Below are 19,299 nucleotides of genomic sequence, written 5' to 3'. Positions count from 1 at the left end.
CAGGAAATTTATGCTATAATTGTATCCGCGAACCGACCGCTCGAACCGGCCAACGGCTCTGTCCGCCCGCCCGTCCGGTGTGTCGCCATGGAGGTCGCAGGGGCCGTGCGCGGGACGAGCAGGGGGAACGCTCGCGTCTCCGCGAGCTCGGCGCGTGGATGCGCGGCGCTCGCAGGCGCTCGACTTCGGGCGGCAAACCCAGGCTCGATCGGCCACGGGATTCGCCAGGGACGGAGGCCGTCCGAAAATAAATCTTGACGGAACCCGTTCGGCAAGTAGAGTCGCGCACCTCTCCGACGGGGCGGGTAGCTCAGCGGCAGAGCGTCGGCCTTACAAGCCGATGGTCGCAGGTTCGACCCCTGTCCCGCCCACCCCCTGGGTTAGGGCCCCGGGGCAGCTGTGATGAGTTCAGTCTGGGGTGGTAGTTAAGTTGGTTATAACGCCGGCCTGTCACGCCGGAGGCCGCGGGTTCGAGTCCCGTCCACCCCGCCAGCTTTCTTCCGTATTTCCGAGCTGCCGCTCACCTGAGCTTCCCTCGGTCGCCCTGCATCGCTCGATGCAGGGCGACGACGAGATCTGGCACGTGGGCAGCGCGCACCGAGCAGCGCCGGTGTGCGCTGGGCGATCGGATCACTGACATCTGGGGTGGTAGTTAAGTTGGTTATAACGCCGGCCTGTCACGCCGGAGGCCGCGGGTTCGAGTCCCGTCCACCCCGCCAGCACGTCTCGGATCTCCGACGCTCGACCGTCAGGCCGCCATCGGCTGGACCGCAGGCGCGGAGCGCACCACGTCCCGGCGCGCGGAGCTCACAAGGTCGAGCGCCGAGCGCACGCTCCGGGCGATGCGCACCAGCTGCACGATGGCGCGCGAGCCCGAGGCCGAGCCCGCCGAAGTGCCGCGTCGTGTCCGCGTTGCCCTGCTCGAAGGCGTCGAAGATCCGCGGCAGGACCTCGGGCTCGATGCCGACGCCCTGATCCCGCACCTCGATGACCACCTTCAGGTCCAGGACCAGGAGACGAAGTCGCTGATCTCGTCGCGCAGGAGCCGCTCGTCGACGAGGTTCGCGCGATCCTCCTCCACGGGGAGGCGCCGCGCGTACTCGAGCAGCGCGTCGATCGCCGCGCGATGCCCGCGCGGATCCACGAGCCTGCTCAGCCGGAAGACGCCGTCCTGGATCATCGGCGTGGCGTTCGACAGGGTGACGTAGACGTGGTTGGGCTCGATCGGCAGCCCGTCCGCCGCCTCCAGCACGCGCATCGCCCGCCGACGCTCCGAGAGCGAGGATGAGGCCGTTGGACAGCTGCGTTCGCTGGGGCCCCGTCACGGCATCGCGGCTCTCACCTTCACTTCGCACCAAAGCGCTTCGACGTTTCGTACACGTCCGGGACAACACCCAGAGAACGTCGGCACAGAGCGCGCCAGGGGAGCAGATAAGGATCTGCCCGACCGTCATCTCCTGTGGCACGACCGCCTGACAGCGCCTGTGGCTCGATCCGCCGCAATCCATTTCGCGGACGCGAATGCGACGCTTCTCCTTGACAAGTCACATCGTCTTCGCGTGCATAGCCGCCGAGCGGCCGGCTCGGCCGCCGAGACACGGAGCGCTTGATGAGTCGATCTCTTATCTGGTGGAAGGCGACATCCGTCACGGTGAAGGCCGCGGCGGCGTGCGTCGTGGTGGTCACCCTGGGCGCCGCGGTGCTCGTCGGGCGCTGCGCTGTGACGCAGCCGCAGCCGACCGAGCCGGTCCTCGTGAGCGGCGCGGTGATCACGATCGACGTGGTGCCCGCCGCGCCGCCGGGGGTCGTCGTGGTCGGTCAGGCGACGGACTTCGGCGGGCCCCATGCCTCCGGGGTGAACGCGCTGCGCGGCCTCGTGTACTTCGTGCCGAACGGCACGTCGCACCTCCTGAACACCGCCTCGCTGAGCCCGGTCGCGGTCCTCTACACGTCGCGGCTCGATATCTCGCCGCGCTCCTGGCAGAGCGGCTTCCCGGGCGTGCCCGGCGGCCGCAACGAGTGGTTCCAGATCGCGTACGAGGGAGAGTTCGTGACCGCGCGCAGCGGAGCGCACCAGTTCGAGCTGCTCTCGGACGACGGCGCCAGGCTCTTCATCGACGATCACCTGGTGGTCGAGAACGACGGCCGGCACGAGCCGCAGAGCGCGCAGGGCTCGGTGATGCTCCAGCCTGGCAAGCACCGGATCCGGGTCGGCTACTTCCAGGGGCCGCGCTTCGAGATCGCGCTGCAGCTCTTCGTGACGCCCCCGCAGGGCGCGCGGCAGATCCTCGACATCTCCCGGGTGCTCTGAGCCCCTCGCGGGCGGGGCCGCGCCCCCTCAGCCGCCGCGCTGCGCGAGCGCGAGCAGCGCCTTGACCTTCGCGTACGAGATGTAGGGGTTGTCCTCCTCGCCCCCGAGATCGTCGGTGTCCTCGCCCGCGCCCTGGGCCCGGATCGGCATCCACAGGTAATCCGGGTGGAGCTCCCTGCCGTTGATCCCGTTGACGAGCGACGGGTTCTTGATCCACTCGCCCCCGAGGATCGTGAGGTCGTTGTCGAGCTCGAGCACGTAGTGCAGCTCAGAGACGGAGAGCGGGACGTCGCGCTGAGCGGGCGGGCGGAGGAGCGTCTCGCCGGTGACCGAATCGGAGATCATCCAGAAGCGCGCGGCCACGCGGACGAAGCGCCTCGCGTCAGGGTTGAACCGGTAATTGTAACAGTCGGCGCCCATATAGGCGCCGCCGCACATGAGCCGCGCGGCCTGCTGTGGGTCCACCTCCTCGATGGTGTCGATCGCGAACTGCTTGACGGGGAAGCTCCACACCTCCCAGTCCCAGGTGTGGTCGACGATGAACATGAGCCGCTGCTTCTGGGTCGACTCGCCGGCGAGCGGCTTCGCGCCGACCCCGAGCAGCCCGGTCATGGCGACGTGCATCGTGGCGGGGTTGAGGTCGCGGCAGGCGGGGTCGATCGGCCTGCCGTAGACGTCGCGCGCCGTCCGATCCGCCCGCGTCTCGCAGCGGCGCCCCGAGAAGGTCACCGCGTCGCTGAAGTAGAGCTCGCTCATCAGCGCCTCGATGTCCGCCATGCGAAACAGGACGCAGTCGGTCTCCGCCGCGGCGCACTCGGTCACCTTGGAGCCGACGAGCTTCACGCGGACGTCGCGGCGCGGCACGGCGTCCTCGGCGGCGACGTAGGCCGACCACCCGTTGCAGTGTCCCCACCAGTACTCCGGATAGACGCCCTGGTAGAGCCCGTGATGCTGCAGCTCCCAGCGCGTGGCCGGACCGGCCACGACCACCGCCGGCTGGATATAAGGAGGGTTGCGCAGGTACTGGGGCCTCCGGAGATCGTCCGTGCTCCACGTGGCGATGCTCGCGAGCGACTCAGTCTGCCCGGGGTGGAAGAGGACGTCGTATTTCTCGACGGGAGAGAGGTTGTCCGGGTCGGAGGTCCGATCCGAGTAGTTCTTGATGGTCGAGTTCCAGCGGTCGGCGATGCCGTTCTGCCGCTGGGGCCACCAGTTCGAGGCGAACGCGTTCGTCTGCGCCTCGCCTCCCAGCAGCGTCGAGTCGAGCCGGAGCCGGGCGCCCTGGAGCTCTGGGTGCAGGTGCAAGGGCAGGTTGGCGCCGTCGATCGCCTCGCGGGCGCCGTGCCCGGGGAGGAGGAGCTGGTGGGAGCCGCCGAGGATCTGGCCGGTCTCGGGCGAGTAACCCAGCACGTAGGGCACGGGCCCACCCTCGATGAACCGGAAGGTCGCGCCGTTCAGGGTGCTCGCCGCGACGGCGACGCTCTCCTCCGGCGCGCGGTCGAGCTCCGCGCAGCCCAGGACCAGGAATACCGAGCTCACGAGGCTCGCCTTCATCTGCGTCTTCATCGCTGATCCCCCCGCAGACCGACGCTCGCCGATCCCTCGGGTGTTCTCTGCAGAGGCCGCGCCACCGGCCTCGGCGGTAAAGAGCGCAGCCATTGCACGCGGTGGCAGCCCGAGCAATCACCGCGCGCCGATGCGCCAGAGCACGACCTTCACGGTGTCGATGAGGATGGAGATATCGAACCAGAGCGAGAAGCTCTTCATGTAATAGAGATCGTACTGGAGCTTCTCCAGCGCGTCCTCGGCGGACGCGCCGTAACGGCAGCGCACCTGCGCGTGCCCCGTCACTCCCGGCTTCACGCAGAGCCGCTGCCGGAAAAAGGGGATCTGCTTCTCCAGCGCCTCGATGAACTCGGGGCGCTCGGGCCGCGGCCCGACCATGCTCATCTCCCCGACGAGCACGTTCCAGAGCTGCGGCAGCTCGTCGAGCCGCGTCCTCCGGATGAACCGCCCGACGCGGGTCACGCGCGGATCGTTCTCGATGGCCCACGCGGCCCCGTTCTTCTCGGCGTCGGTGCGCATCGACCGGAACTTGTGGATCCTGAACGGCTTCCCGAGGGCGCCTGTCCGGATCTGCGAGTAGAGCGCCGGACCGCTGGAATCGAGCTTCACCGCGATGGCCGTGAGCGCCATCAGCGGCAATGCGATCACGAGCCCGGCGGTCGCGCACACGACGTCGAAGATCCGCTTCGCGACGAGCGTCCGGCGCCGCACGCTGAACCCGTGAGAGAAGATGATCTGGCTCGGCTTCAGCTCGCGCACGCAGATCTTGCCGGTCACGCGCTCGTAGAAGTCCATGCCCTCCTCGATCTGGACGCCGCGGAACTTCAGATCGAGCAGCTCCTCCAGCGGGAACGCCGCGCGGCGCTCGGAGGTCGCCACGATCACCGCCGCGACGCCGCGCTGCTCGACGAGGCGCCGGAGATCCCGGTACCTCCCCGCGACCTCGGGCTCGTCGATCGGCTCCTCGTCCCTGACCACCCGGCCGGCGAGGCGCAGCCCGAGGACGTCTCCGTCCTTCCGGATGAGGGCCGCGCATGCGCGGGCGAGCTCGCCCGACCCCAGCACGATCGCCACCTTCGAGAAGCTCTCGCTGCTCAGCACCCGATTGCACGCCGCGCGCCACGCCGGGAGCACGATCGCCGCCGCCCCGAGCGATGTCAGGAGCACCCGATCGCCGACCTCCGCGTCCGGCACGAGCCAGAACGCGAGCCACAGCACCGCCGCCGCCAGGCCGAGCGCCCGGAACGTCGTCAGGAACAGCGCGCGTGCCCTGGGCGGCTCGGGCCCATAAAGGCCGTGATAGTAGAGCGACGTCAGCGCGACGAGCGAGATGCTCAACGTCTGCCCGAAGCGCGCTCCGTCGAGCGCATGCTCCCAGCCCACGAGCACGCCCGGCGCGCAACACACCAGAAACGAGAGCAGGCTGGCCTCGACAAACCACACCATGGCCCGGCGCGGCGACCGGAACAGCTCCAGCATCGTCCCTCCACTCTCGTCGGCCCCGGGCGCTCGCGCGTCACAGCGCATCGCCTCTGGCGGGGCACACACGGTTGTAGTTGGACCTACATTAGAGCAGACCGGGGCAGATCGCCAGATGCCTCCGACGAATCTCGTTCATCGGCGGCGGACTGAGCCGCCCCGCGCGAAGCTGAGCGCGGCGCAATTGACCTCATCGCGGGCGATTGCGCCGGTGATGTACAGGCCGTCGAGAGGGGTCGCGGCGGGAGAACACCGTCGACGGACTGCATACGTCGCGTCCAGGGGGCGCGCTGGGGCTTTGGCGGATCCGCCGCGCGGCGGGCGCGTCGCTCCCGGCCGGGAGCGCGCTTGGCTCTGGTGCGTCGAAGCGTGTCGAAGCGTCGAGGCGGCTTATCGCGCTTCGCGCGTCGCGGGCGTGCCGGCTTCACCGGCGCGCGCGGGCGGCGTCTCGCCCGGGGTCTCGCCGGGGGCGCCGTCGCTGTCGTCGCGCTCTCGGCCCGGCTCGGGCGGCTGCCAGCGGCCGGACGGCATTCCCTGGATCATCGCGGTGCGGCGCTCGTCGTCCCACGCGCTGTCGGGATCGCGGCGCACCGTCCGGCGGCGATCCGTCGACAGCGTCCCCGAGATCCCGGCCATGACGATGCTCCTCAGCGAGCCGCCGGCCTCGCCCGCGCTCGGGGCCGGGTCGAGCGCGGCGCGCACGTACTCCAGATCGACGCCGCCGCGGAGCGCGATCCCGCGCGCCAGGGGGTAGGCGATCTCCGCGCCGGCGAGCGCCGTGGTCGTGGACAGCGACCCCTCCCTGGAGGGCGCCGGCGCGCCGGGGGCGAGGTGGAGCGGCGGATTCGCGGCGACGGGCGCGCTGCCGGTCGCGAAGCGGGCGACGCCGGTCACGAGGAGGTCGCGGGTCGCGCCGCCCCGCGCGGGCCGAAAGCTCGCTTCGAGGGACGCCTCGTGCTCGTGACCGAATCCGATCCTCGGCCCGAGCGACGTGTAGGCATAGGCATAACCCGCTGTCAGCCGGTAGCGCTCCTGCACGTAGGTGAGCCCGACACGCGCCGTCGGCGCGACCACCGCGTCGCGCGACGACAGCACGGGCGGCGGGCTCGCGACGGTCACGCCGCCTTCGATGCGCGTCGAGGCGTTCCGCGTGAGCTCGTGAGACGCGGAGAGGAGCGCGACGCCGGCGTGGACGCGGGCCTCGCCGCGCGTGAGCTCGGTGTCGAGCAGCGCGTGGTGGTACTGGGTGAGCTCGTACCGGAGCTCGGGTGTCAGCGTGTCCAGCGCGCCGAGCTCGATCGCCGTGCTCACCTGGGCGCGCCCCGTGTGCGCGTCGATCCCGACCGCGGCGGGGTCGTCGGCCGAGAGCGCGCCCGCCTGCTCGTACCCGACGTCGAGGCGCGCCGCGGATCGCCGCGACGTGGTGATCGACAGGGTCGGTCCGCCGGAGAGCGTGTATTGCAGGCGATTGCCGGACAGGAACGGATCGCGCGTGGCGAGCGCATCGGCGGCGCGCACGCCGAGGCGGGTCGCGAGGTAGCCGGCCGTCGCCATCGAGAGATCCGCGCGCGGCGAGAGCGCCCAGCCCGCTCCCCCGCCGAGGCGCGCCGAGACGCTGTCGGACGGCGAGGATCGCGCCGCGTCGAGCGAGATCCGAAAGACCCGCTCGTAGCTCCCGTCGACGCTGAATCCGTAGCGCGACCTCTCGCCGCGCAGCGAGCCCTCGACCGAGCCCCCGACGCCCGCCATCAGCGCGCCGGAGCCCACGTCCGCGACGTTCGACGCCACGCTCTGCTCCACCACGGCCCGCGCCGTCACGTCGGAGTCCCACATCGGCAAGACGAACGAGAACACGCGCCCCCTCGCTGTCGAGCGGCAGCCCCGCGGCGCGGAGCGACCCGAATCGGCCGCCCTCCCCTCCCCGGCAGCACGCCCGGCGCCCGGAGCGTCCCACGTTCGTTGATGTTTGCAACATTACAAATCTGCCTCGACAGACCGCGGCCGCGGCGCGGGGCGCGCTCTCGCGGTGTGGACGTGCGCAGGCAGGGCGGGACGTACCTCGGAGTCCGCCCTTGCCCCGCTGAGGGCGGGAGGACTATTTGTAATATACATTACATCATGAGGTTTGGCGTGGAAGCGGGCGTGGGGGAGGAAGGCGGGTCGAGGTCGCTGCGCGTTCTCTGGGTGACGCGCATCTTTCCGAACCGGGTTGAGCCGCTGTCGTGCGCGTTCCAGCGGCAGCAGCTCGCGGCGCTGTCGCGACGCTGCGCGCTGGAGGTGCTCGCGGCGATCCCGTACCACCCGGGCGTATCGCTCCTGGGCGAGCGCACGCGTCCGGGCCGCCTGACGGCGGTGCCCGAGCGCGACGAGATCGACGGCGTTTCGGTTGTGCACCCGCGCGCGCCGTACCTCCCGGGGGCGGGCCGCGTGCTGGCGCCCGTGAACGCGCCGCTTTACCTCGCGGGGCTCCTGCCGCACGTCCCGGGGCTCCGCGGGCGGTTCGACGTCGTGCTGGGGGCGTGGCTCTACCCCGACGCCTGCGCCGCGGCGCTGCTCGCCCGGATGCTCGGCCTCCCCTATGTGGTGAAGGCCCATGGCACGGACGTGAACGTCGTCGCCCGCTGGCGCTCGGTGCGCCCGCTCGTCGGCAGCGCGCTCCGGTCCGCCGCGTACGCCATCGGCGTGAGCCGGCCGATGGTCGAGGCGCTCGCGGCGCTCGGCGCCCCGAAGGCGCGCGCGGTCCTCGTCCGCAACGGGGTCGACCGCGCGCTCTTCCACCCGGCCGACCGGGGCGCCGCCCGGCGCGAGCTCGGGCTCCCGGAGCGCGGGCGCGTCGTGACGTTCGTCGGGAACGTCAGCCGGGAGAAGGGCATCCACGAGCTGCTGCGCGCGTTCGAGGCGCTCGGCAGGGACGGCTGCGACGGAGGCGAGCCGGTCCACCTCGTGGTCGTCGGCGATGGCCCGGCGCGGGAGGCGGTCGAGCAGGCCGCGCTGCGGCGCGATCGTGAGCGCGGACCGGCGGACCTGCGCGGCCGGATCCTCGCGGTCGGGGCGCGGCCGCTCTCCCAGGTTGCCCGCCACCTCGCCGCGACGGATCTACTGGCGCTCCCGAGCTGGGCGGAGGGAACCCCGAACGTGGTGCTCGAGGCGCTCGCGGCCGCGCGGCCCGTGGTGGCGACGCGCGTGGGGGGCATTCCGGATGTGGTGACGCCGGGGCGCACCGGGCTGCTCGTCCCGCCGCGCGACGCCGGAGCGCTCGCCCGGGCGCTCCGCGACGCGCTCGCGCGGACGTGGGACGACGGCGCGTTCGCCGACGCGGCGCCCCCGTCGTGGGAGGAGAGCGCGGAGGCGCTGCGACGGCTGCTCGCGCGGGCGGCGTTCGGAGGCGGCGGGCGGGTCGCCGCCTGAAGCGGAGGACGCCGGCGCCGGCAACGGCCCGGCGTCGTGCGGAGGATCCGCCGGAGATGGCGGTGGAGCTGGCGCTCGTCGTGGAGGTGGATGGCCCCCCTCCCCGCTCATCCCCACGAGATCGACCAGGTGCACCGCGGCGCCCCGCGGTGCCTGCAGGTCGTGTGCTCGACCGCGATGCGCCGGCTGCCCGAGAGCGCGAGGCCCGCCTCGACCCAGCCCGAGATGGCCTGACTGCACATGTAGAGCGGCAGGCCGCCGCCCGCGAGCGTGGCCGTCCCCGAGACCTCGCTGACGACCCGCACGCTGAAGTCGCCGTATTTGAAGTAAGTCCTGTACACGAGGCCAAAGCGCTTGAACAGCATCGACGGCGAGCCCCCCTGCGCCATCGTCTTGTAGATCGTCGTCAGATCGTTCCGGGCGACGTCCGCGCCGAAATGGCGCATCTTCTCCATCCTGCCGGCAAAGAGCCCGTGCAGGAGCGCGCAGTCGATCTCGATGAGCGGCGCCAGCTCGTTCCAGGTCGAAGGGATCGGCGGTTCGCCGAGGTAGCGGGCCGCCTGCGGCGAGAGCCGACGGCTCAGATCCGCCACGAACCGCTCGCCGTAGCTCTGTCGCAGCGCCTGGGCGCGCGAGCCGATCAGGGTGCCTTTCACGAGATTGCCCTCCCCGAGGATCCGAGGATCGCCGAGGAACGGGGAGAAGTCTGGCGCCAGCATACGACTGAGCACTCCCATCTTCTCGTAGTATAGCGGCAGGTCCGCTCCGATGTGCGACGGATTGGCGTCACGCGCCGTTTTTCCGGGTGACGCGCGGCGTGCACGCTTGTACCCGGCATGACGCGTGCTGTTCGGCGTCGGTCGACGCTGGCCGGCGCGGCGGTTCGCGCCGAGCAACACCGAGGAGCGCATGCGACCGATTCACCACATCCTCACCGCTGCGGTGCTCTCTTTGTGCCTTGTCGGCGCGGCGGCGCGCGCCGACGCGGCGCCCGTCGCCGGTCACCCGCGACTCTGGCTCACGAAAGACCACCTCCCCAGGCTGCGCGGGTGGGCGGCCGACAGCCGCAACCGCATGTACAAGGAGGCCCTGCTGCCCGCGCTCCAGGGCGCGATCGCATCTTACGAGGGCCGCTTCTACCCGAACGGCCGGCCGAACCCGGCGTGGCCGGACGGCGGCACCAACGCCTACGTGCAATATCCGACCGAGGCGTATGCGGAGTTCTTCGCCTTCATGTCGCTCATCGATCCGGACGTCGCGGCCCGTCCGGTGCACGCCGTCAGGGCGCGCAACCTGCTGATGTACGCCATCGAGGAGGCGAGCAAGGGGCGAGCCGCCGGCGAGCCCTTCCGCGCCCCGGGGTTCGCGACCGGCGACCGCTCGCGCTGGTGGGGTGAAGGGTTCCCGCTGACGGTGGACTGGATCTACGGTGCGACCGACGCGAGCGGCCGCCCCCTGCTCACCGCCGGGGACAAGGCCAAGATACGGCAGGTGTTCCTCAGGTGGGCTGACGACAACCTCCACGCCGCCACGGCGGGCAACGAGCACCCCCACCCGGTCGGCGTCATGAACGATCCGGCGCTGCTCCGCGATCCGCTCCAGCTCCGGTGGGCGGCGAACAACTTCTATCTCGGCCACCTGCGCCAGGTCACGCTGATGTCGCTCGCGATGGACGAGGCGGACGACCGCCCGCTCGATCCGAACGCCCCGCCCGAGGCGCTCGGCAACACGCTGCGCAGCTACCTCGCCGACGCGACAGGCGCCTGGCTCTACCAGGCCTTCGCCGTCTTCGAGGCCCCCGAGATCGCGGCCAAGCACCTCGGGGTCTCGTCCGACGGCCTCGGCGTGGCCAGCGGCGGCCTCCCCGTGGAGGGCTTCCTCTACGGCGGGGGCCTCGCGAGCCTCCACCAGGCGCTCCTCGGGCTCCACACGGCCGGCTACGGCACCCGCGCCCTCTCGGGCCCTCCGATCGGCCTGCTGGGCAGCGGGTACTGGGACCGGTTCACGGACGGGTTCCTGCACTCGATCGCGCCGGGCCCGGTCACGTATCCGTCGATGCCCGACCTCGGGCCGGTCTACGAGGCGGCGAACTACGGCGACACGTTGCGGCTCTGGGTCGAGCCGCGCTTCGCCGAGGTGTTCGGCTCGCTGGGCGTCTACGACCACCTCACGGGCAACACCGCGCGCCTGAAGAAGGCGCGGTGGATCGTGGCCAACGCGATGGAGGGCGGCGCGCCCGCGCTCTATGCGCGCACGTCCAAGGTCTGGGGCTCGCCGGCCCCGAGCCGCGCCATCCTGAGCTTCATGCTCTTCGACCCGGCCGCGCCCCTCCCGGCGGATCCGCGGCCCGCGATGCCCACCGCCTTCTTCGAGCGGGCGCCGGGCCGCGGCGCCGTCCTCGCGCGCTCGGACTGGACGAAGAGCGCGACGTGGTTCACCTGGCGGTGCGGCTGGGTCACCATCAACCACCAGCTCGGCGACTGCAATCAGATCGAGCTCTACCGGAAGGGAGAGTGGCTGACCAAGGAGCACACGAGTTACTCGAACAACCTCATCGGGACCACGGTCGACTACCACAACACCCTCTCCCTGCAGAACGACCAGCCGTCGCGGCTGCGCTGGTTCGAGAAGGAGCTCGCCCCGCGAGGCGGCCAGTGGCGCGAGGGGCGCGCCGCCGGCGATCCGACCGCGCGCATGAGCCGGGGCGCGGGCTACGTGTTCGCCGAGGGGCTCGCGACGGATCTGTACAACACCCGCCCGAACGCCTGGACCCCGTCCGACGCCGCCCTCGACGTCGTCCACGCGAGCCGGTCGGTCGTCTGGCTGGAGCCCGATCACGTGGTCGTCTACGACCGCGCGGCGTCGCGCACCGCCGGCCGGTTCAAGCGGTTCAACCTGATGACGACCGCGGCGCCGCGGCTCTCGGGCCGGACGGCCAGCGCCGTGACCCCGAAGGGGCAGACGCTGTTCGTCCAGAGCCTCCTGCCGCTGAACGCCCGCATGACGGCCGTGCCGGTCGAGGATGTCGACGACGCGGCGCAGATGGAGCCGACGACCCACCGCCTCGTCGTGGAGGACCCGGCCGGCCCCGCGGACGTCCGCTTCCTCCACGTGCTGCAAGGCGCGGACGCGGGCGCGAGGATGGACGCGGCCGCGCGGATCGAGGGCGCCCAGGGCTCCGGCTTCGAGGGCGCCCTGGTGGCGGGCAGGGCCGTCCTCTTCCGCTCGGACCTGCAAGCGACCCCGGGGCCCGTGTCCTATCAGGTGCCCGGCACGACGCGCAGGCACGTGATCACCGGCCTTCAGCCGAAGGCCGGCTACGACGTGGCCGTCGTCCCGCGGGGGGCGGAGCTCGTGGTCCGCGTCACGCCGGGCAGCGCCCACACGACCGACGACGCGGGCGTGCTGACGTTCGGCGCGCCGTAGCGCGCGGCCCGCGCAGGGCGGCGCGGCGGGGGCCGGCGCGATCCCGGCGCGGCGCTGCCTTCAGGGCTTCGCGGCGAAGCCCCTGTCGAGCCCCTCTTTCCCGAACACCGGCGCCCAGGGCAGGAGCTCGTACTGCGCCAGCCCGTGCTTCGTGAAGGGATCGTCGTCCCGGATCTGATCGAGCGTCGCCCCGACCGCCTCGTCCGGCACCCGGAGCAGGAGCGCCCCGCCAGAACGCGGATCGAGCGGCCCAGACGCGAGCAGCAGCCCCTGCTCCATCAGCCTCTTCAGATAAGCGCGGTGGTCGTCGACGACCTTCAGCACCTCGTCGAGCGGTCGTCGGTAACGGATGATCGCAATCGCGTACATGATGTCTCGATTCCTCGGGCCGCAATCTACCAGAGCGCAGCGCCCGGCCGGGCCTGTTCCTGCCAGGCCGCCGCCCGGAGGAGATCGCGCGGCCGCGCAGGGCGCGAACGCGCGCCAGCGGGCTCGCCGCGACGGGCAGCGAGAAAAACCATGGCATCGACGGAATGTGTCGCCATCGCGATCTCCAGGCTTGACTTGGCGGCCCGCCATGAGGAAGCGCGGCGGCGTGGCGGATCCCGCGAGGGCGCACGCCCCCCTTTCCCTTCGCGCTCTCGTCTGGCAGTGTGCGCGCCCTCCGCTGGAGACATCTGTATGGCGCGACCCCCGAAAGCAGCACCTGCTCCCGTTCTCCCTTCCTCGCCTGCCGCCGCGCTCGCGGCGTACGGCCGTGTTGAGCCGAAGCTCCTCGAGCTCGGCCCCGACGACCTCGTGACCGTCTACGTCGAGGTCCCCAGGGCCGTGAGCTCCGTGCTCTCCGCCCTGCCCCACCTGCGCGAGCTCCGCGACGAGATCGTCCGCGATCTCCCGAACCACCCGATCGAGATGCTGGACGAGCTCGAGGACTACGCCCTCGCGGCGTGGTACGCCGACCTGCTCTACAGCACGCCCGCGAGCGAGCTCGACGCGAAGAAGCTCACCGACGATGCCGGCACCGTGCGCGAGGGGCTCCTCGTCGCGGCCGAGGCGCTCGCGTACAGGAACCTGCTCGACAAGCAGCGCATCGCCGACATTCGCAAGGGCAAGGGCCACACGGATCTCGCGAGCGATCTCATCGCCCTGGTCGAGCTGTTCCGCAGCTCCTGGGACAAGGTCCGCGCGAAGACGGCGGTCGAGGACGAGGAGCTCGAGCGCGCCGCGGATCTCGGCGTGCGCCTGCTCGCCGCGCTCGCCGCGAAGCCCGGCAAGGGCTCGTCCGCGGCGCCGAAGATCACCGACGCGAGCGATCGCCGCGCGCGCTCGATCTCGCTGGTCGCCAAGGCCTACGAGGAGTGCCGCCGCGCCGTCGCCTACCTGCGCTGGCACGAGGGCGGCGACGGCGATCTGGCCCCGTCGCTCCTGCAGAAGCCGCGCGGCCGCCGGCCGAACGCCGAGAAGGCCGCCGCGGCCGCGAGCGGCGCGGCCGCCGAGGCGTCGGCGAAGGCGACCGCCGACGAGGCGTCCGCCGCGGAAGGCGGCGCGCTCTCGTCCACCGAGCCGGCGAACGACGCCGCGCCGATCGCCAGCGCCTGAGCGCCAGCGCCTCGCGAACGCGACGAGGAAGGGCGCGGGGGCCCTCAAGCCTCCGCGCCTCTCCGCGCCCGCTCCCCTCCGGCGCTCTCTCCTCGATCTCGACCCGCCGGCCGCGATCCGCGGGCTACCGGTTGCGGCTCGACTCCTCGATGAGCTCGACCTTGTAGCCGTCCGGGTCCTCGACGAACGCGATCACCGTCTTGCCGTGCTTCATCGGGCCCGGCTCGCGCGTGATCTTCCCGCCCGCCGCGCGGATGCGGTCGCAGGCCGCGCGGATGTCGTCCACCCCGAGCGCGATGTGCCCGTACGCGGTGCCGAGCTCGTATTTCTCCACGCCCCAGTTGTGCGTGAGCTCGAGCTCCGCGTGCTCCGGGTTCTTCCCGTAGCCCAGGAAGCACAGCGTGAACTTGCCCTCCGGGTAGTCCTGCCGCGACAGGAGCTGCATCCCGAGCACATCCCTGTAGAAGCCGATCGAGCGCTCGAGATCGCCGACCCGCAGCATCGTGTGCAAGATCCTCATGCCGACTCCTGCTCCTTCTCTTCCTTCCGCGCGTCCGCGCCAGCGCGGCGCTCAGCCGTACCGCACCGAGATGATCTCCATCTCCGTCTCGCCCGCCGGGCGGCGCACCGTGATCACGTCGCCCGCGCGCTTGCCGAGGAGCGATCGACCGACCGGCGAGCGCCAGCTGATGCGCCCGGCCGCGCTGTCGATCTCGTCCTCGCCCACGATCTGGTAGGTGTGGCGCGCGCCGTCCTCGTCCTCGATCTCGACCTTCGCGCCGAAGAAGACCTTGTCGCCGCGCTGCTCCGACGGGTCGACCACCACGGCCTTCTCCAGCCGCTTGGTCAGGAAGTGCATCCGCCGGTCGATCTCGCGCAGCTTCTTCTTGCCGTAGATGTACTCGGCGTTCTCGGACCGGTCGCCCTGCGCCGCCGCTTCGGCGACCTCCTGGACGATGCGCGGCCGCTCCACGGAACGGAGCCGCGCGAGCTCCTCGGACAGCTTCCTCGCCCCGCCGGGCGTGATGTAAGCCGGGTCGGACATGGTTCGATCGCGACGGAGCCTACGCCGCGCCGCCCGCCAGATCCACCACCGTTGCGCCCGGTGCGGAGTCCCCCAAAACACCCCCGGCGGAGCCCCTGATCACCTTTGATTTCCACAAGATGGCCTCCCTGTCACGGACGGTTGTTGACGCGGCGCGGCGGCATGCTAGGCGAATGAAGAACTGTGCCGCAGCTGCGCGGAAGACCGGGAAGGGAACCGGCTGCCAGCGCCCCTCGCCGCGGCAACGAGGAGGTCTCCCATGTCGAATGCCCAAACCCACCAGAACCGCTACAAGGCTGACCTCCGCGAGATCCGCTTCCTCCTGTTCGAGCAATTCCGCCTGGACGAGCTGCTCGGCAGCGCGCCGTACGACGCGTGGGGACGCGACGAGGTCTCGATGGTCGTCGACGAGGCGTACAAGTTCGCGTGCGAGATCTTCGGCCCGCTCAACGCGGTCGGCGATCGGGTCGGCTGTCGCATCGAGGCGGGGCAGGTCAAGACCCCGCCGGGGTTCAAGGGGGCGTGGGACAAGCTGTACGAGGCCGGGTGGAAGTCGGTCTCCGTCTCGCCCGCCTACGACGGCCAGGGCGGCCCCTTCACGCTCTACACGGTGGTCGAGGAGTTCCTCTGCGGCGCGAACGCGGCGCTCAACATGTACCCCGGGCTGACGTACGGCGCGGCGGAGCTGATCGAGCACTTCGGGACGCCGCGGCAGCGCGACATCTACCTGAAGCGGATGTACGGCGGGCAGTGGAGCGGGACGATGTGCCTGACCGAGCCCCAGGCGGGCTCGGACGTCGGCTCGTCGCGGACGACCGCGGTGAAACAAAAGGACGGCAAGTACCTCATCCGCGGCACGAAGATCTTCATCTCCGGCGGCGACCAGGATCTCACCGAGAACGTCGTGCACCTCGTGCTCGCCCGCGCCGAGGGCGCTCCGCCGGGCACGAAGGGGCTCAGCCTGTTCGTCGTGCCGAAGCTCCGGGTGGACGACGACGGCGCGCTCGGCGAGCCGAACGACGTCCTCGTCGGCAACATCGAGCACAAGATGGGCATCAACGGGTCGTCGACGTGCGTGCTCAACTTCGGCGAGAACGACGCCTGCCTCGGGGAGCTCGTCGGCACCGTCGAGCACCAGGGCATGCCGCAGATGTTCCGGATGATGAACGGCGCGCGCATCTCGGTCGGCCTGCAGGGCGTGTCGGTCGCGTCGTCGGCGTACCTGAACGCGCTCGAGTACGCGAAGGACCGCAAGCAGGGCTCGTCGATCCTCCAGTGGAAGGACGCGACCGCGCCGCGCGTGCCGATCGTCGACCACCCGGACGTGCGGCGGATGCTGCTCGACATGAAGAGCCGCGTGGAGGGCATCCGCGCGCTGATCATCAAGCTCGCGCGCCACCAGGACGCGGTCGCCGTCTACCAGGGCAAGGACGATCGCGCCGCCGCGTACAACCAGGGCCAGGTCGACCTGCTCGTGCCGCTCGTGAAGGCCTATTCGTCCGATCAGGCGTTCCACGTCTGCGAGACGGCGATCCAGACCTTCGGCGGCGCCGGGTACACGAAGGACTACCCGGTCGAGCAGTACTGCCGCGACGCGAAGGTCTTCTCGATCTACGAGGGCACGAACCACATCCAGGCGATGGACCTCGTCGGGCGCAAGCTCGGCCAGGCCGGCGGGGTCAACCTGCAGGCCTTCCTGAACGACGTGGCCGAGTTCGTGAAGGCGAACGACAAGCACCCCGTCCTCGCCGCGAGCGTCAAGGAGCTGCGCGAGGCGCACGAGGCCGTCGCCGGCTCCGCGATGCGGCTGCTCTCGTGGTTCCAGATGGGCAAGATGCCGATGGTGCCGCTCTCGGCGAACCGCTTCCTCGAGATGATGAGCGAGCTCGCGATCGGCTGGCTCCTGCTCGACGGCGCGGTCATCGCGCTCAAGGCGCTGGAGGCCCTGCCGCCGGGCGACGCCGGCGCGAAGGACCGCGCCTTCTACGAGGGCAAGAAGCACGCGGCCCTCTACTTCGCCGCCAACGTGCTGCCGCACGCGAAGTTCTCCGCCGAGCTCCTCGGCCGCGAGGACTCGTCCGCCCTCGACATCCCGATCGACGCGTTCGCGACCGTCTGACCTCCCTCACCCCGGTCGAGGCGCTCGCGACCGCCTGACCTCCCTCCCCGCGCCGACCCCGCCTCCGGGCGGGGTCTCGGCCGCGCGGGGCGGGCTCACTCCGGGACCGTGAGCCGCTCCGCCAGGTTCCGGACGGGCACCGGCATCGTCGGGTCGCGCGACACGGCCATGATGTCGGCGCGGAGCGCGCGCACCTCCGTCAACCGGAGCCACGAGAGCGCGAGCCGCGTCATGCTCGGCAGGCCCCTCGCGAGCACCGTACGGACGACGTCGGCGGCGGGGAACGAGAAGGCCACCTCCTCGGGAGGCAAGCCCGCGGCCTTCGCCGCCGCCTCGATGCTCGCGTCGAAGTCGTCCCGCTTCGACTCCAGCACCTCGAAGAAGGCGCGCCCGCGCTCGGGCGCCAGGGCCTGAGCCGCCCCGCCGCCCTCGGGCGCGAAGACCCAGGTCGCCGAGCTGTCGAGCCCCACCCGCGCGCCCGACTCGAGCGTGACGAGCGGCAGGAAACGACCGCCGTCGAGCGGCTCCCCACCGCCGGCCTCGAGCAGCTCGCGCACGAGGTCCTTCAGGTTCGCGCTCATGGGCCGATGTTCGCACGGAAACCCCGGCGGTGGGCAATTCGGCAGACACAGACACGCCCCCTTCCGGTCGCGCGGCCGTGCTTCCCGCCACGGCCGCGCGCGGCGGTGACAATTCGCGTCGACCGCGGCCGTGACGAGGAACAGCCGTGGAGAGCGCGCCGCGCGGACGTGCCAGGTCGCTTTGCTTGGAAAACACGTCGGGTTGGCCGGAATAAGAATAGTATGGGGATTCAATTCAAAGTTGATGCACTGGTATTGCTGGGGTTCATTTCGGCTGCCGCGGTGACGGGCAGCGGTTGCGCGTTCGGGGGCGACTCCGTGGAGATGCAGACCGAGGATCGCTCGTCGGAAGACGCCTGCGTCCCGAGCAAGAACAAGAAGAAGGTCGATTCGTCGTGCGGGCTGTGGGTCTCGAGCACCGGGAACGACGGCAACGCGGGGACCTCGGGGGCGCCGCTGCGGACGATCTCGAAGGCGCTCCAGCTCGTCTGGCACCAGGGAAAGCGCGTCTATGTCTGTGCCCAGGAGTTCGATGAGCCGCTGCTCGTGCCCGGGGGACACATGATCTTCGGTGGGCTCGATTGCCGCGACGGCTGGCGCTGGATAGGCGACAAGAAGAAGACCACGCTCACCGCTCCCGAGGGCGAGACGCCGCTCAAGTTCCACGGCGGCAGCGGCGTGGCGGTGATCGAGGACATCCACGTCATCGCGCGCTCGATCCTGCCGACCCACACCGGGCTGGCCGGCCGCTCGTCGATCGCGGCGAACACCTCGGGGATCTCGGTCGACTTCAACCGGTGCATCCTCGAGGCGGGCGACGCGGCGCCGGGCGCCCCGGGAGACGCGTTCGTGAACGACCCTGCCGAGGCGGGGACGTCCGGCACCTTCGGCAACGCCGCGTGCACGTCCGCGACGGTCGCCGGCGCGGTCCCGGTGAACAACACCTGCGGTACGTCCGACGACCGCTCGGACGACTCGCGCAGCGGCATCGGGGGGACGGGTCGGGTCGAGTCGGGCGCCGACGGGGGCGATGGGGTCCCGACCGGCGCGGCGAACGGTGGAACGGGCGAGACAAGCTCCAGGGCCTGCACGCCGGGCAAGGTGGGCGCGGATGGCGCCGACGGGCTGCCGGGCGCGGGGGCGACCGGCTTCGGCTCGCTCTTCCTGGATGGGTACACCGGCCCGCTCGCCAGCAACGGGTTGCCGGGGTTGCCGGGCCAGGGCGGCGGCGGCGGCGGCGGCGGAAAGGGCGGCACGGGCACGCTGATGTGCCCGTTCGCGAGCTCGGCGGGCGGCGCCGGCGGGGGCTCCGGCGGCGCGGGCGGCTGCGGCGGGCTCGGCGGCAACGGCGGAGGCGCCGGCGGGGCGAGCATCGCCCTGTTCGCAGGGAGCGCCTCGGTCTACCTCACCGACGTGGTGCTGAAGACCGGCCGCGGCGGCAAGGGCGGAGACGGGGGCCAGGGCCAGGACGGCGGCGAGGGCGGCCTGGGCGGGCCAGGCGGCATCCTGGGCAAGGCCACCGCGCTGAACTTCGCCTGCAGCGGCGGCCCGGGCGGTCGGGGCGGTCAGGGGGGCCGCGGCGGCGGCGGGCTCGGCGGCCACTCGATCGCCATCGCCTATGCGGTCAGGGAGCCTCTCCTCAAGAACACGACGATCGAGATCGGCGAGGTCGGGACCGGAGGGCGCGGGGCCGCGCCGAAGTACAACGGGGCGGACGGCGTGGCGGCCGAGATCTACGATATCGAGCAGGGGCTCGGGCAGTAGC

General features: G+C 71.4%; 15 protein-coding genes, 3 tRNA genes and 1 pseudogene. 9 read left to right on the top strand and 10 right to left on the bottom strand.

What is annotated here, in order from left to right; genetic code table 11:
• Positions 1–299: 299 nt before the first annotated feature.
• The 3 genes from WMF17_RS18560 (at position 300) to WMF17_RS18550 (ending at position 719) form a co-directional block, all read left to right on the top strand.
• Positions 300–371, top strand: a tRNA-Val gene (locus WMF17_RS18560).
• Between the two features lie 44 nt (positions 372–415).
• Positions 416–492: transfer RNA gene (locus tag WMF17_RS18555), tRNA-Asp, on the top strand.
• Between the two features lie 150 nt (positions 493–642).
• A tRNA-Asp gene (locus WMF17_RS18550) sits at positions 643–719 on the top strand.
• Here WMF17_RS18550 and WMF17_RS18545 read toward each other — a convergent pair.
• Together WMF17_RS18545 and WMF17_RS18540 are read right to left on the bottom strand one after the other, a co-directional pair.
• The gene (locus WMF17_RS18545; protein WP_437604275.1) at positions 678–983 is read right to left on the bottom strand and encodes an ATP-binding protein; all 306 of its coding nucleotides are present in this window, start codon (positions 981–983) and stop codon (positions 678–680) included. The two genes, WMF17_RS18550 and WMF17_RS18545, sit on opposite strands and share 42 nt — an antisense overlap.
• A gap of 14 nt (positions 984–997) precedes the next feature.
• Positions 998–1,261, bottom strand: a pseudogene (locus WMF17_RS18540) (hypothetical protein); the annotation flags it as partial.
• A gap of 348 nt (positions 1,262–1,609) precedes the next feature.
• On the opposite strand from WMF17_RS18540, the gene WMF17_RS18535 reads away from it, so the two are divergent.
• Positions 1,610–2,311, top strand: coding sequence for a PA14 domain-containing protein (locus WMF17_RS18535; protein WP_437603404.1), 702 nt, complete (start codon positions 1,610–1,612; stop codon positions 2,309–2,311).
• Positions 2,312–2,338: 27 nt separating this feature from the next.
• On the opposite strand, the gene WMF17_RS18530 is transcribed toward WMF17_RS18535, so the two are convergent.
• The 3 genes from WMF17_RS18530 to WMF17_RS18520 form a co-directional block, all read right to left on the bottom strand.
• A complete protein-coding gene (locus WMF17_RS18530) occupies positions 2,339–3,877 on the bottom strand; it encodes a hypothetical protein (RefSeq protein ID WP_437650623.1) in 1,539 nt (512 codons plus the stop codon).
• Positions 3,878–3,994: 117 nt separating this feature from the next.
• Positions 3,995–5,356 (bottom strand): TIGR03013 family XrtA/PEP-CTERM system glycosyltransferase, encoded by a 1,362-nt coding sequence (locus WMF17_RS18525; RefSeq protein WP_437650622.1) that lies wholly within the window; start codon positions 5,354–5,356, stop codon positions 3,995–3,997.
• A gap of 390 nt (positions 5,357–5,746) precedes the next feature.
• The gene (locus WMF17_RS18520; RefSeq protein WP_437603401.1) at positions 5,747–7,210 is read right to left on the bottom strand and encodes a hypothetical protein; all 1,464 of its coding nucleotides are present in this window, start codon (positions 7,208–7,210) and stop codon (positions 5,747–5,749) included.
• Between the two features lie 264 nt (positions 7,211–7,474).
• Here WMF17_RS18520 and WMF17_RS18515 point away from each other — a divergent pair, with 264 nt between their 5' ends.
• Positions 7,475–8,764, top strand: coding sequence for a glycosyltransferase family 4 protein (locus WMF17_RS18515; RefSeq protein WP_437650621.1), 1,290 nt, complete (start codon positions 7,475–7,477; stop codon positions 8,762–8,764).
• Positions 8,765–8,871: 107 nt separating this feature from the next.
• Here the strand turns inward: WMF17_RS18515 and WMF17_RS18510 are convergent, their stop codons facing one another.
• A complete protein-coding gene (locus tag WMF17_RS18510) occupies positions 8,872–9,483 on the bottom strand; it encodes a hypothetical protein (protein WP_437650620.1) in 612 nt (203 codons plus the stop codon).
• Between the two features lie 190 nt (positions 9,484–9,673).
• Between WMF17_RS18510 and WMF17_RS18505 the strand changes: the two genes are divergently transcribed.
• The gene (locus WMF17_RS18505; protein ID WP_437650619.1) at positions 9,674–12,190 is read left to right on the top strand and encodes a hypothetical protein; all 2,517 of its coding nucleotides are present in this window, start codon (positions 9,674–9,676) and stop codon (positions 12,188–12,190) included.
• A 60-nt stretch (positions 12,191–12,250) separates the two neighbouring features.
• On the opposite strand, the gene WMF17_RS18500 is transcribed toward WMF17_RS18505, so the two are convergent.
• The gene (locus tag WMF17_RS18500; RefSeq protein ID WP_437603397.1) at positions 12,251–12,559 is read right to left on the bottom strand and encodes a YciI family protein; all 309 of its coding nucleotides are present in this window, start codon (positions 12,557–12,559) and stop codon (positions 12,251–12,253) included.
• 312 nt (positions 12,560–12,871) lie between these two features.
• On the opposite strand from WMF17_RS18500, the gene WMF17_RS18495 reads away from it, so the two are divergent.
• Positions 12,872–13,789 (top strand): hypothetical protein, encoded by a 918-nt coding sequence (locus tag WMF17_RS18495; RefSeq protein WP_437603396.1) that lies wholly within the window; start codon positions 12,872–12,874, stop codon positions 13,787–13,789.
• A gap of 124 nt (positions 13,790–13,913) precedes the next feature.
• Here WMF17_RS18495 and gloA read toward each other — a convergent pair whose 3' ends face one another.
• Both gloA and greB read right to left on the bottom strand, forming a co-directional pair.
• Positions 13,914–14,309 (bottom strand): lactoylglutathione lyase, encoded by a 396-nt coding sequence (gene gloA, locus WMF17_RS18490; protein ID WP_437603395.1) that lies wholly within the window; start codon positions 14,307–14,309, stop codon positions 13,914–13,916.
• Positions 14,310–14,360: 51 nt separating this feature from the next.
• Positions 14,361–14,834 carry a transcription elongation factor GreB gene (gene greB / locus WMF17_RS18485; protein ID WP_437603394.1) on the bottom strand — a complete coding sequence of 158 codons (474 nt, stop codon included), beginning with the start codon at positions 14,832–14,834 and terminating at the stop codon, positions 14,361–14,363.
• A 259-nt stretch (positions 14,835–15,093) separates the two neighbouring features.
• Here greB and WMF17_RS18480 point away from each other — a divergent pair, with 259 nt between their 5' ends.
• Positions 15,094–16,953 (top strand): acyl-CoA dehydrogenase, encoded by a 1,860-nt coding sequence (locus WMF17_RS18480; protein ID WP_437603393.1) that lies wholly within the window; start codon positions 15,094–15,096, stop codon positions 16,951–16,953.
• A gap of 95 nt (positions 16,954–17,048) precedes the next feature.
• Here WMF17_RS18480 and WMF17_RS18475 read toward each other — a convergent pair whose 3' ends face one another.
• Positions 17,049–17,534, bottom strand: coding sequence for a hypothetical protein (locus WMF17_RS18475; protein WP_437603392.1), 486 nt, complete (start codon positions 17,532–17,534; stop codon positions 17,049–17,051).
• 282 nt (positions 17,535–17,816) lie between these two features.
• Between WMF17_RS18475 and WMF17_RS18470 the strand changes: the two genes are divergently transcribed.
• Positions 17,817–19,298: a PGRS family protein gene (locus tag WMF17_RS18470; RefSeq protein WP_437603391.1), complete on the top strand. Its 1,482-nt coding sequence runs from the start codon at positions 17,817–17,819 to the stop codon at positions 19,296–19,298.
• Position 19,299: the final 1 nt, after the last annotated feature.

Source organism: Sorangium sp. So ce362 (assembly GCF_051519845.1).
Lineage (GTDB): Bacteria > Myxococcota_A > Polyangia > Polyangiales > Polyangiaceae > Sorangium.
The sequence above is the reverse complement of the archived record's forward strand: the minus strand, read 5'-3'. Positions and strand labels throughout refer to the sequence as shown.

What these genes read in the sequence shown, in the direction of transcription:
- WMF17_RS18535 (WP_437603404.1), top strand. Translation starts at nt 1,610, where the DNA reads ATGAGTCGATCTCTTATCTGGTGGAAGGCGACATCCGTCACGGTGAAG.
- WMF17_RS18530 (WP_437650623.1), bottom strand. Translation starts at nt 3,877, where the DNA reads ATGAAGACGCAGATGAAGGCGAGCCTCGTGAGCTCGGTATTCCTGGTC.
- WMF17_RS18525 (WP_437650622.1), bottom strand. Translation starts at nt 5,356, where the DNA reads ATGCTGGAGCTGTTCCGGTCGCCGCGCCGGGCCATGGTGTGGTTTGTC.
- WMF17_RS18515 (WP_437650621.1), top strand. Translation starts at nt 7,475, where the DNA reads ATGAGGTTTGGCGTGGAAGCGGGCGTGGGGGAGGAAGGCGGGTCGAGG.
- WMF17_RS18510 (WP_437650620.1), bottom strand. Translation starts at nt 9,483, where the DNA reads ATGCTGGCGCCAGACTTCTCCCCGTTCCTCGGCGATCCTCGGATCCTC.
- WMF17_RS18505 (WP_437650619.1), top strand. Translation starts at nt 9,674, where the DNA reads ATGCGACCGATTCACCACATCCTCACCGCTGCGGTGCTCTCTTTGTGC.
- WMF17_RS18500 (WP_437603397.1), bottom strand. Translation starts at nt 12,559, where the DNA reads ATGTACGCGATTGCGATCATCCGTTACCGACGACCGCTCGACGAGGTG.
- WMF17_RS18495 (WP_437603396.1), top strand. Translation starts at nt 12,872, where the DNA reads ATGGCGCGACCCCCGAAAGCAGCACCTGCTCCCGTTCTCCCTTCCTCG.
- gloA (WP_437603395.1), bottom strand. Translation starts at nt 14,309, where the DNA reads ATGAGGATCTTGCACACGATGCTGCGGGTCGGCGATCTCGAGCGCTCG.
- greB (WP_437603394.1), bottom strand. Translation starts at nt 14,834, where the DNA reads ATGTCCGACCCGGCTTACATCACGCCCGGCGGGGCGAGGAAGCTGTCC.
- WMF17_RS18480 (WP_437603393.1), top strand. Translation starts at nt 15,094, where the DNA reads ATGTCGAATGCCCAAACCCACCAGAACCGCTACAAGGCTGACCTCCGC.
- WMF17_RS18475 (WP_437603392.1), bottom strand. Translation starts at nt 17,534, where the DNA reads ATGAGCGCGAACCTGAAGGACCTCGTGCGCGAGCTGCTCGAGGCCGGC.